11 protein-coding genes, 1 tRNA gene and 1 pseudogene are annotated in these 10,892 nt (G+C 62.1%); 5 read left to right on the top strand and 8 right to left on the bottom strand.

Features of this window, described 5'->3' with window-relative positions; translation table 11 throughout:
* The first annotated feature begins 35 nt into the window (after nt 1-35).
* The 3 genes from A9W96_RS27230 (at nt 36) to A9W96_RS27220 (ending at nt 2,063) form a co-directional block, all read left to right on the top strand.
* The gene (locus tag A9W96_RS27230) at nt 36-1,109 is read left to right on the top strand and encodes a poly-gamma-glutamate hydrolase family protein (RefSeq protein WP_067144388.1); all 1,074 of its coding nucleotides are present in this window, start codon (nt 36-38) and stop codon (nt 1,107-1,109) included.
* A 7-nt stretch (nt 1,110-1,116) separates the two neighbouring features.
* Nucleotides 1,117-1,941 carry an LLM class F420-dependent oxidoreductase gene (locus tag A9W96_RS27225; protein WP_066866750.1) on the top strand — a complete coding sequence of 275 codons (825 nt, stop codon included), beginning with the start codon at nt 1,117-1,119 and terminating at the stop codon, nt 1,939-1,941.
* Nucleotides 1,942-1,990: 49 nt separating this feature from the next.
* Nucleotides 1,991-2,063: transfer RNA gene (locus tag A9W96_RS27220), tRNA-Arg, on the top strand.
* A gap of 43 nt (nt 2,064-2,106) precedes the next feature.
* On the opposite strand, the gene A9W96_RS27215 is transcribed toward A9W96_RS27220, so the two are convergent.
* The 4 genes from A9W96_RS27215 to A9W96_RS27205 all read right to left on the bottom strand — a co-directional run bounded on the left by A9W96_RS27215 (nt 2,107) and on the right by A9W96_RS27205 (nt 6,009).
* Nucleotides 2,107-3,486 carry a site-specific integrase gene (locus A9W96_RS27215; protein ID WP_231999925.1) on the bottom strand — a complete coding sequence of 460 codons (1,380 nt, stop codon included), beginning with the start codon at nt 3,484-3,486 and terminating at the stop codon, nt 2,107-2,109.
* A gap of 256 nt (nt 3,487-3,742) precedes the next feature.
* A complete protein-coding gene (locus A9W96_RS33500; protein ID WP_197499673.1) occupies nt 3,743-3,958 on the bottom strand; it encodes a helix-turn-helix domain-containing protein in 216 nt (71 codons plus the stop codon).
* 273 nt (nt 3,959-4,231) lie between these two features.
* Nucleotides 4,232-5,578: an FtsK/SpoIIIE domain-containing protein gene (locus tag A9W96_RS27210; RefSeq protein WP_156765440.1), complete on the bottom strand. Its 1,347-nt coding sequence runs from the start codon at nt 5,576-5,578 to the stop codon at nt 4,232-4,234.
* A gap of 2 nt (nt 5,579-5,580) precedes the next feature.
* Nucleotides 5,581-6,009, bottom strand: a complete 429-nt coding sequence (locus tag A9W96_RS27205) for a hypothetical protein (protein WP_067144386.1) — start codon at nt 6,007-6,009, stop codon at nt 5,581-5,583.
* Between the two features lie 163 nt (nt 6,010-6,172).
* On the opposite strand from A9W96_RS27205, the gene A9W96_RS27200 reads away from it, so the two are divergent.
* Together A9W96_RS27200 and A9W96_RS31865 are read left to right on the top strand one after the other, a co-directional pair.
* On the top strand, nt 6,173-6,958 hold the full coding sequence (locus A9W96_RS27200) for a hypothetical protein (RefSeq protein WP_156765439.1): 786 nt from the start codon (nt 6,173-6,175) through the stop codon (nt 6,956-6,958).
* Nucleotides 6,959-6,975: 17 nt separating this feature from the next.
* Nucleotides 6,976-7,389, top strand: coding sequence for a hypothetical protein (locus tag A9W96_RS31865; RefSeq protein WP_156765438.1), 414 nt, complete (start codon nt 6,976-6,978; stop codon nt 7,387-7,389).
* Here the strand turns inward: A9W96_RS31865 and A9W96_RS30970 are convergent.
* The 4 genes and pseudogenes from A9W96_RS30970 to A9W96_RS27190 form a co-directional block, all read right to left on the bottom strand.
* Entirely contained in the window at nt 7,367-7,876 is a 510-nt protein-coding gene (locus A9W96_RS30970) for an endonuclease domain-containing protein (RefSeq protein WP_197499674.1), read from the bottom strand. The two genes, A9W96_RS31865 and A9W96_RS30970, sit on opposite strands and share 23 nt — an antisense overlap.
* Before the next feature lie 622 nt (nt 7,877-8,498).
* A complete protein-coding gene (locus tag A9W96_RS31860) occupies nt 8,499-8,768 on the bottom strand; it encodes a hypothetical protein (RefSeq protein ID WP_156765437.1) in 270 nt (89 codons plus the stop codon).
* A gap of 634 nt (nt 8,769-9,402) precedes the next feature.
* A pseudogene (locus A9W96_RS30965) lies at nt 9,403-10,403 on the bottom strand (IS481 family transposase).
* 156 nt (nt 10,404-10,559) lie between these two features.
* The coding region (locus tag A9W96_RS27190) for an alpha/beta fold hydrolase (RefSeq protein WP_197499672.1) at nt 10,560-10,892 on the bottom strand (333 nt) is incomplete at its 5' end.

Below are 10,892 nucleotides of genomic sequence, written 5' to 3'. Positions count from 1 at the left end.
ACGTGGTGCTCATCTGGCTGACGGTGACCGGCTGAATGCCGGCCCGCCGGCACCTTTACTTCGCATACGGGTCGAACCTATGCGTCCGTCAGATGGCGCAGCGCTGCCCCGACGCCGCGGATCCGCGGCCGGCGGTGCTGGCCGACCACGACTGGCTGATCAACCAGCGCGGCGTGGCCACCGTCGAACCGCTCGCCGGTAACCAGGTTTACGGGGTGGTCTGGCAGATCTCCGACGGTGACTTGGCGACGTTGGACAGCGCCGAGGGTGTGCCGGTGCGCTACCGGCGCGACGAAATGACCGTGCACACCGACGACGGACCGGCGCCGGCCTGGGTGTACATCGACCACCGGGTGACGCCGGGCCCACCGCGGCCGGGCTACCTACCCAAGATCATCGACGGCGCCACCCAGCACGGGTTGCCGCAACGCTGGGTCGACTTCTTGCGCCGCTGGGATCCGGCCGGCTGGCCCCGCCCGAAATCGTCGACGTCCGGGGCTGGGCCGCAATCGTTTTCGGCGTTACTGAGCGAGCCCGGCGTGACGGAGAGCAGCCAATTGCGTTCGCGTTTCGGCTTTTTGGCGATCCACGGCGGTGGGCTGGAAGAGATGACGGACGTGATCGCCGAACGCGCCGCCGAGGAGGCCGGTGCGTCGGTGTATGTGGTGCGCCATCCCGATCGCTACCCGCACCACCTGGCGTCGGCGCTGTTCGACCCGGCCGAATCACCGCGGCTCGCCGAGTTCCTCGACCATGTCGACGTCGCGGTGTCACTGCACGGGTACGGCCGCGACGGCCGCAGCACCCAGCTACTGGCGGGGGGCCGCAACCGGGCGCTGGCCGCCCACCTGGCCCGGCACGTCCGGCTGGACGGCTACCAGTTGATCACCGACCTCGACGAGATCCCACCGGAACTGCGTGGCCGGCATCCGCGCAACCCGGTGAACCGGGTGCGTGCCGGTGGAACCCAGCTGGAGCTCTCGGCGCGGGTCCGCGGGATCAGCCCGCGCAGCCCGCTGCCGGGTGACGACGGTTTGTCGTCGGTCACCAGCGCCCTGATCCAGGGGTTGGCCGACGCCGCCCGCAGTTGGTCGATATCGCATCGTTGAACGGAGAATGTTGGTGGCCAAGGATTTTCGCTTCGGAATGAGCATGCGGTTCTTCAAGTCGCGCGATGCCCTGCTGGACAAGGCCAAGCGCGCTGAGGACGCCGGCTTCGACATCCTCTGTGTGCCCGACCATTTGGGCGCCGCCGCGCCCTTCCCGACGCTGACCGCGGTCGCGATGGCCACCACGACGCTGCGGCTGAGCATGTATGTGCTCAATTCGGCGTTCTACAAGCCGGCCCTGCTCAGCCGGGACATGCAGGCACTGGACCTGCTCAGCGACGGCCGCCTGGAGATCGGGCTGGGCACCGGTTACGTCCGCGAGGAGTTCGAAGCCGCGGAGATCCCGTATCCCAGCGCCCGCGAGCGGGTCGACTACCTCGAACACATGACGAAGTACCTGAAAGAGCACCACCCGTCGACGCCGCTGATCATCGCCGGCAACGGCGATCGGGTGCTGACGATCGCCGCCCGCAACGCCGACATCATCGGGCTGACCGGATCCAGGGTGCGCGACGTCGAGGACCCGTTCGCCGAGCGGGTCGACTTCGTCCGCAAGGCCGCCGGAGATCGGTTCGACTCGCTGGAGCTGAATCTGGCCATCACCGCGATGCCGCGGGCCGGCGAGACCGAGCCCGACCTCAAGCTGACCCGCGCCTATTCGCCGGATCTGTCCGACGAGGAGATCCTGTCGCAGCCCTCGGTGCTCAGCGGTTCGCCGCGCGAGATCGCCGACACCTTGTCCGGGTACCGGGAGAAGTACGGCGTCTCGTCCTTCACCGTGCAGGACAACAACATCGAGAACTTCTCGAAGGTGATCGCCGAACTGCGCTGACCGCCGTGGCGATTCAGGGGTCGGCCTGCCGGTAAGCTCAGGCCCGTCCGCCCTCGTAGCTCAGGGGATAGAGCACGGCTCTCCTAAAGCCGGTGTCGCAGGTTCGAATCCTGCCGGGGGCACTTTGCGTTTCTGCAGCTCAGCGCATGTTTCCGGGCGGTTGCCCTACTGCTGGTCGCTCCCCTCTGGTCGGTGTGTGGTCGGTGCTTCTGTGGTGTCGGATGGTGGCGAATCGCATTTGGCGTCCTGGTACGCCTGCTCGTAAGTCTGGCGCTGCTTGTCGGTAAGGGCATCCTGGCGCCGCTCCCGAACTGCCCGATGATCGGTGCTGCCTCCTCGAAACCCATCCGGCTCGTTATCGCGACCGCTATCGCGGCTGAGCACATCCTCATCCCCTGACGTCCCATAGACGTCCTGGTAGAAACTATCGTCGACCGGCGTGCTACTCAGCATTTCAACGACCTCGTGCGCCGCAATCCATCGGCACTTCTCGTTCATGTGCATATCGTCCGCCGGGCTGCCACTTCGTTGCACGCGACGAGCCGCAGCGTCGAGCCGGTGCGCAACGTCGTCCAGATCAGACGGGAATAAGCCTGCGTAGTGGTTCAGCGTCGTCGCAGCGGACTCATGGCCGAGCAGACGCGCAACTGCGACAACGGAGGCACCGGCTTGGATCGCGAGCGACGCAGCTGTGTCGCGGAGGTTGTGCGGAGTGATGTCTAGTTTGAGGGCGTCTACTGCAGAGTCGAAGACATCGCGACGAAAGTTCCGGTTGCGAAGCGGGGTCGCATTGGCCGACGGGAATACGAGGTCTTGTGCAATGCGCGCGGAGCCGAACTCGGCGAGTTCCTCCGACACGACCGCAGGGACTGGCACAGAGCGGGCCTGATGATCCTTGACGGGCGCCATCTCGCCTCGCGGCGCCTCCTCCGAGTAGGAACGAGACACCCGAATCTTTTGCGCAGTGAAATCGACGTCGGACCAGCGCAGAGCGGCCAATTCGCCCCACCTCAGGCCGCAGTACCCCCCAACCAAAACGAGCAGACGATCTCGCGGGGAGCTCAACTGGTCGGCCAGTGCCCAGAGTTCCTCGTGAGACAGCGGATGGGGATCATTGCCCTGCACTTTCGGCAATCGAATGCCCGCGGCTGGATTGCGATGCACCGCGCCGTCCCTGAGGGCGTAGTCGAAAACACGACGGAGCACACCGAGCGCGTGGCGCGCTGTCGCCGGTGACTGCTTGCGCGCAATTTCGGCAGCCCACTCCTGCACGTCAGATGGTCGCACCGACACCAGGGGACGCCGGCCGAAAGCCCGCGCGATCTGTTTGTTGATGACACCGCGGATCTTCCGTTCCGTAGCGGGCTGCCGTGGTGGCTGTGCGGCGAACCAAATTTCGCACCACTCCCGAACCGGTTTCTCCCCCGCCTTCGGATCTGCCCAGATACCCGTCTTTAGCGCGTCAACCTGCTTCCGCTCCCACTCCTGCGCATCGCGCTTTCGCGGAAACGTTCGCGAGGCGACGTACCGGCCGCGGTAGTACACGCGCGCTCTGTACACGCGTGAGGCGCCGGGCCCTTCCCGACTCTCGATCATTCACTCACCAGCACAGCGGGTTGCCCCCATGTCGTGCCGCCCTCGTCATCCACCGTGGCGTCATCTGACATGTCGACCTCTGACCACGAAGCATTCATAACTTCGCGCTCAACGAGGACTCCATCGTGCATATCCGGCCACGAAACATTGGGACTCCCCGCCGCCACACCGGCCGCAAACCGACCCTTCCTCATACCAATAGCCTCTATCCCCAACGCGATTCCCGCTGAGCATCGACCCACCGATCGACCTCTGCCGAGTCCCAGCGAAGCGAACTTCCCAGTTTGATCGCAGGCGGTCCTTCACCGCGAAGACGCCATGAACGAATGCACCCCACACTGACCTGAAACTTCTCGGCCAGCTGTTGAATCGTCAAATACTCGGTCCGCCCAACCGATCTCTTAGCTGCCTGATTTCCCATCTGTTCCCTCCGTCCCAGACGTGCTCGACAGCGACTCACGCGCCGCCGTTCCGGCGGCTTGTGTCCGAGCATTTGGGCCGGGCGGTGCGCACGCAGCCCCGGCCGAGAGCGCCGGCCCAGAGGCGCCAGAAGACCCCGGCGGCGATGTAATTTCAGTATCTGCGCGGCGATTCTCTGCCAAATCAGCGGAACACCAGATGATTCCGGCCGCGATCGTCAGCGTCGCGAAGATCAGGTTCACACCACGCTCGGTGTCGCGCTCATATGACGCCGTCATGACGACTGCGCCAGTCGATTGTGAAGAAGTTGTGCTGGATCTCGTGTGAGGCCAGCGAAACGGTTCACCCAGTCCTCAACCACCGCCTCTCGCACGTAGGGTGCGCGGAACCGCAAGAAGCCGCCATCGACCGAGGCCACACCGACCCCCACGGGAGCGCCCAGGGGACTGGCACTGCAGTCCGTTGACCAATCGTCTCCAAGAACTGCTTCAGCCGCATACCGCGACTGCACACCGAAACAGACTCTGACAGAAGAGTTGTCGCGGACATCGGTTGGCAGGGAGTCAGCTGTCGGTTTCTGAGTCGTCAGAATCGTGACCACTCCGGCCGAGCGTCCCTTTCTGACGAGGAAGCTGACCAGCGCGTGGATTTCCCCGCCCTTGGCTTTGTTTTCCTTGCCGACGAGCTGTCGTGAGTCCAGAAATGTCTGGCATTCGTCGATGAGGACCAGGACGACCGGCACCTCTCTCGTCGGGCCATGATTCCAGAAGTTCGATGTGCCAAACAGGTGATGCAACTTCTGCGATCGCTCGCGAACCAGCTCCTTGACCTCACTCAGCACATCGATCACGGCGTCTAGATCCATATCGTCGTCAACGAAACGGTAACTGCGTGGCCTTAACGCAGAGAGATCCATCCCCCCTTTTCCGTCAATGACAACCATCTGGGCTGCATCGCATCCCGCGAATGACCCCAAAGTCTGTGTCAGCCAAGCGGTTTTGCCCGATCCTGGGAGACCACCTACGACCACCCCAGAGACATTCGAAATGGCGACCGACTTCACATTCCCGGATTCGTCCCGCCCTAGTTCTAACGACCACTCAGACAAGGCCTTAACGGAATCGAGAGTGATGGGTGTCTCAAGGGGATCGAAAGCTCGTAGATCGAGCTGAAACACCCCAGGAGTAGGTTCCGATGCCACCACTGCAGGCACCATCAACGCAGTTGCCAGGCGTCCGGTAGCCCGGTGCCAGTCCGCGAGCTCCTGTCCGTCCACAGCCTCGAATCGCGCGCTCGCACCGAATACCGTTGCCGTTAAGCTCAACAACCGCGGCATCCAGCGCACAGATCGCCCGTGCTTGTCCTTCCGCCGCACAAAGAGCCCAATTACGTCGAAAAGCTCGAACCGCGACTGTTCGTCTGTAATCAGGTTCACCGCGTACTGCACATCTGCGAGGTAAAGCGATGGAGCCGGCCCGCTCTCGCGGCGGCTTCTCATGATGGAATAACTCACTGCAGCACACGCGCACAGGAAGAGGAAACCACTGCCCGGCCAGGGGGCCGCGAACACGAACAACGCCAGAGCGATTGCAATCAGGGCAATCCATTTTAGTTGTGGCACAACTACTCCCCACTCGCGGGCCGGCGAGCGGATGCGCCGGAGCGGATGACGTCGTTCGCATTACCGACAGGCACCAGACGCTCGATGAAGACAGTCACCGCCAGGACACCACGCGGTGACCCGCTGCCAAATCCCGCCCGGCCCTCGGCACGCACCGACACCTCGGTCAAGCCTTCTGCCTTGAAAATGCTTCCTGCCTGGACATTTTCGAGCGGCGTTGCAGTCTCGACGGTGGCGCCATCGAGGCCGATTCCGCCGACCGACACCGCGACGCCCGTCAGACGGTGTACGTCAACCCCTCCCCGCTGCACATTGGTGTCCGTCTTGACGCCGTTCTCGTACTGCGCGCGTGTCCGTGCTGTCCCACCGGTTCCGATGAGCAGCACCGTCGTGGGGTCTACTGTCAAAGTCATCTTGCTCAGTTCGGGCATGCTCAGTTCCTCTCGCTGTTGCTATCTCGCAACATCTGTTGCCATGTCACGAACAATGTTGATAGCGGCGACGAGAACCGCCAATGCCTCACCAGATACTGGCAAAACCGCAGTTCAGCGCGTTTTAATACGCCCTGTCGCCCGCCCGCGCTAACCTCGGCTCATGCGAACGAGGCGCATCCATCCGCAGGCAGACGTGAGCAGTCAGTGTTGGGAGGCCGCCGTCGAGTGCTTCCGTGCAGGCGCGCCGCTCCAGCAGGTACTCGATGCACTTTGCCTATCAAATGAGGGAAGGGCACGCACAGCGCCGCGACTGCGGCAGTTGCGATTGGCGACGCAGATTGACCCTGCCTTTGAGGCGAGCGAGCAGATCACCGAACTCAAACGCATTCGCTGCTCCGAGCTGGAAGCGCCTATTGTCCAAGCGACAGATCGCATCGGTCGCAAGATGCAGACTTACCTCGATCAACTGGTCACCCTGAAGGACCGCCGCATGGCGCTCGCCGCTGATCTTCGCTCGGTCAATCGCAATATTCGCGAGATCGAACGAGTCAGCATCGGTAATCGGAGCCGCTTGATCGCTCAGCATGACCAGTTAGTCGCAGAGATCGGAAGCATCTACGACGAAATGGTCGCAATCCTCGCCAATTTCACAGCGATCTATGTCGACGGGACGCACTTATGCGATCGAGGCCTCCTCCGAACCGGTCTCACCGTCAGACAAGTACTCCACCTCGGTGGTGCAACGCGAAGCCAACGCACGGTTTACCGAGCGCAAAAGTACGCTGGTTCCTCCAAGCCAACGGATTTCGACTTCAAATTCAGTCCAACGCTGTCGGAGCTGCTGTCGAAGCTCCGCGCATGTCACGAAGCGATGTCAGAACTCCGTCGATCGATTGACACTGACCGCGCGACACTTCGCCGGAAGGCTGGACATACGGACATCTAGTGCCACCCACGAACGACTTGAACGCAGACGTACCAGACGACGCCGGAATTTATACACCGGCGCTGACCGAGATTCTCTCCCGCATCCCTCCGCCATGGGGTCGCTACATCGATGTCGATCGAGGCTGGTATCCACTCATCACAGAGGTCGATCGCCAGCTGAGCAGCGTTGATCCCAATTATGTTGTCCACCAGGTCAAGCAGAAGTTCGGCACTCTGCGCTACTACTGCTGGCCGAGCGGCGGCGCGCCCTCCCCTGAAACCCTGGATGCATTCGATTCGATTGCAGAAGAGGCTGAACGAGCGTCTGCCGTAATCTGCGAACGCTGCGGCCGCGAAGAGTCCTCACTGTGCCACCAGGCGAATGGCTTACATGTGAAGACGCTATGCAGCACGTGCGCTCAGACTCTCAACTATCAACGCTCGCCTTAGGCTCGTGCGCGTTCCACTTGCAGCATCCAGTTCTAGCGAGCCGCCGCGCCTGACAGTCAACGAGAGAGCACGGTGACACCGGCGCTTGCCAGTGCCAGCCCGAAACCGATGGCGTCTCAAGGATGCTGCTCACCCCGATAGCCGCGGCAATGGAGCGATCTTCGTAGTCCCGGGGCTTCCCCTTGTACTTCAGCCGCAGATCCCCGGCGGGAGGATTGTTCAAATAGTCAGCGAACATGCAGTTCTGCACGTGCGGACAACAGTCCACCCTGCCGTTGCAATCAATGCAGAGCAACCCGCGGACCAGTCCGCTGAAGTGGTCATGGTCGACAGACGCTCCGGGTGCGACGCCGCAAACTGCGCACGCGCGACCAAACGAGTCGATCAACACCTTGCGAATTCGCGATTCGAGTGATTCTTGACCACAGTATGGTGACCAGACTCCGATTCGTGGAGGCAACGGGCACCTTTTCGCATAGGGCACCATTTCCGGCCCACGGATCTCGTCACCCAAGGTGACATTCCATCGTCCCGCGCGTCCATCTCCCCACCAGGACGGAACGCGTTCGTGCTGTGCCAGGGTGTGGTCAACCTCAGGCGCAACAGGTCTAGTCGCTCTCCGACAACCACACCACAACCCGGCCCGAGACACGAGATGGTACAGATTGTCACTACCTACCCGTGCCAGGGGAATCCCTCGCCGGGGCAGAGGATTTCGAGCTTCGTGGGACCACATCGAGTAACACTGAGGTTTGGACCGCGCCAAGTGCACGACGTACTCGCTGATGTGCTCTCGACTCCAGCTTGGTAGGTACTGCCACAGCCACCACTTTTGGCGCGATTCACTCAGATCTACAATCCCTGAAGGATTTTCAGGAATGCAGGAGGCGTACTGGTCGATCCTCGCGGTCGTACTCACGATTGAATTGTCGGCTCTACCACCGACAAGTTCTCGGCGGCGTCGATCAGCAGCCGTCGATCGGGTGAACGTCGCCGTAGGGCTGGCGACGAAGCTCGCCGACATCGCTTACTGTGCAAGCGAACTGCCGGACTCAGAAACCAGTCGGCCGTCGCGGCCATTAATCAACGGCGCTGGCACCCCAAACACTTCAGCGGACAATGCAAATCAGCAAATAGACACTGGCAAGAATCGGTAACGCCGGCATCCACAGCAGCGCGGTCGCCAACAGGCCCTGCTTATGACGCCAGAAGCCGAGTGCACCGGCCGTGATCGCGACCAACAGGATCACCGAGGCGGCCACCCAGAAGCTCACAGGCAGAGTTGCGGTGATGATCACGCCACCTACTAGCCACATGAGGTAACCGGCGAGCATCCCGCCAGCCGCTGAGAGAACTACCCTCGGCTCTACTGCAATCATGTTTCTACTTTAGAAGCTCGCCCCCGCCCAAGCTCCGCGGCGTAGGGTCTGCTGCACGATGAGGTGGCAGTTTTCGGTCACCCCCGCCCGACTGGCCGGTGTGGTCAGGTTCGAATCCGATCGGGGTCAACTGTCCGAGGACGGCCTGCGTCGTCGCGATTCTAGGCCCGTTCGATCCAGGTGAGGATCGCGATCCCTAGCTCCGCGCTAGTGTTCCAGCGGCGGCGGTCGGGGACCTTTTTTGCAGCAGGGCGAAATAAAATTCGCTGCTGTATTCAGACCGTTGCGGTTGCCGCACAGTATGGTTCACCGAACACTGGGGTAGATGCGTCTCATCAACTTGACGTTTTCATCCAGCGACCATGGGCTTCCCCTCGTTGAAGCAGCTCGATGGCATCTGAGCCTACAAGAAGGCGACTGCCATGCTTGGTATTCCCGATGGCGTTCTGCGAATACTTTGGGCTGCCACAAACCAAACCCTCACAGCACGTGATCGAATTTTGATAGCTGTCCTGCAACTACCTACGCGGGCGGGGGCCCAGTCCGAACGCGCATCCGGCATTGGGCCCGCCCGGCGCCTTACTACGCAAGCTCGCCATCGATGCAGGTGGTCTCCGACGAGCACAACTCTCGGCTAGATGTATGAGGCCATGACGTTGGTGACGCTCGTTGAGAAGTGCGCCGCCGGTGGCTGGCCGCCGGCGGCAGAATGTGGTCGGTGGTAGTTGTAGTGGATGTTCCAGATTTTGAGTGCTTCGCTGCGCTGAGTTCTGAGCTCCAGGCACGGGCGTAGAGAAACTCCTCTGCCAGGATGCGGTTGTAGCGCTCCACCTTCCCGTCATGGCGCGGTGTGTGGGGCGCGATCTTTTGGTGATGCGCTCCGAGCATCGCGCGGGCGAAAAAGTCGGCCCTATAACAGGCTCCGTTATCAGTGATGATTCGTTCAATCCGTACTATGCCGTGTGAGGCGAACCAGGCCCGGGCCCAGTGCATGAATCCGATTGCCGTAGATGCTCTCTCGTCGGTCAATGCTTCGGTGTAGGCGAGGCGGGAGAACCCATCAATGGCGGAGTGCAGATAGACATATCCGCCGCGCGCGCCGTGGGCCTTGCCACGAGCGACAGCACGGGCCTGGCTGCTGGCACGGCCGTGGGTGCGCCATCCACCGCCGTCGGGTATGCGTCCGACCTTCTTGACATCGAGGTGGATCTGGTGACCGGGGCACCGGGCAATGATTTTGCGCGGCTTGCAGTTGCTGGCGCCGTTCGGATCAATGAATCGGCGACGTTGAAGTCCCAGCTGGGCGAGGTGGCGGGTTACGGTGCGTCGGCTGATTGCAATGCCCTCATTGTTGAGCTCGAAGGTGATTCGCGATGCTGACCACTTTCAAGGGCGACGCAAATGTTCAATCTTGGCGACAGTTTCGGCTGACGCCGTCGTCGGCTGCCGGTGCGGTGCCGATGAGCGATCTTGCAGGCCCAGCTCACCGTGGCGGCGGTAGCTGTTGACCCACTTGGACGCGCACGACCGCGAGATACCCATCTCGGCGGCGACATGAGCGATGGGGCGAGTCTGGCGGCGCTCAACGACGCGGCGGCGACCTTCACATGACAGTGGAGCGTTGAGGTGGGACACGGCGTGACTTTCTTGTCGTCGGGCTAGAGATGGGCGGTGACCGCCGAATTTGGCCGAAATCGCCTCCGGCGCTGGCACTTCAAGGAATCGCCATACCTTGTGAATCCGGAGGTCCGCCGAAATTTTCGGGACAGGCAACGGCGTGAAGAGGGGCGCCTATATGGCGATCTGGGTGATGTTGTCGAGCATTGTGGGCCAGACCTGCCGTGGGAATGCGCCGTGTCCGATGCCGTCGAGCATGACGAGTTTGGCGCCGGGGATAGCTTTAGCGGTGGCGTAGCCGCCGACGGGTTTGATGAGCGGATCGAGGGTGCCGTGCATGACCAGGGCCGGAAGCGTCAAGGTGGATAGTGCCCGGCTGCGGTTTGGGGCGGCGAACATCGCTGCTTGCTGGCGGAGCTTGCCGCCCGGGTCATGTGCGCGTTGAAAGCTGGCTGCTCCAACGTCGTTGAGCCAGTCGATGTCGAGCGGATAGTTGGCAGGTGGTGT

The organism is Mycobacterium sp. 1245852.3, from assembly GCF_001669335.1.
Lineage (GTDB): Bacteria > Actinomycetota > Actinomycetes > Mycobacteriales > Mycobacteriaceae > Mycobacterium > Mycobacterium europaeum_A.
This window is presented reverse-complemented; position numbering and strand designations above follow the sequence as displayed.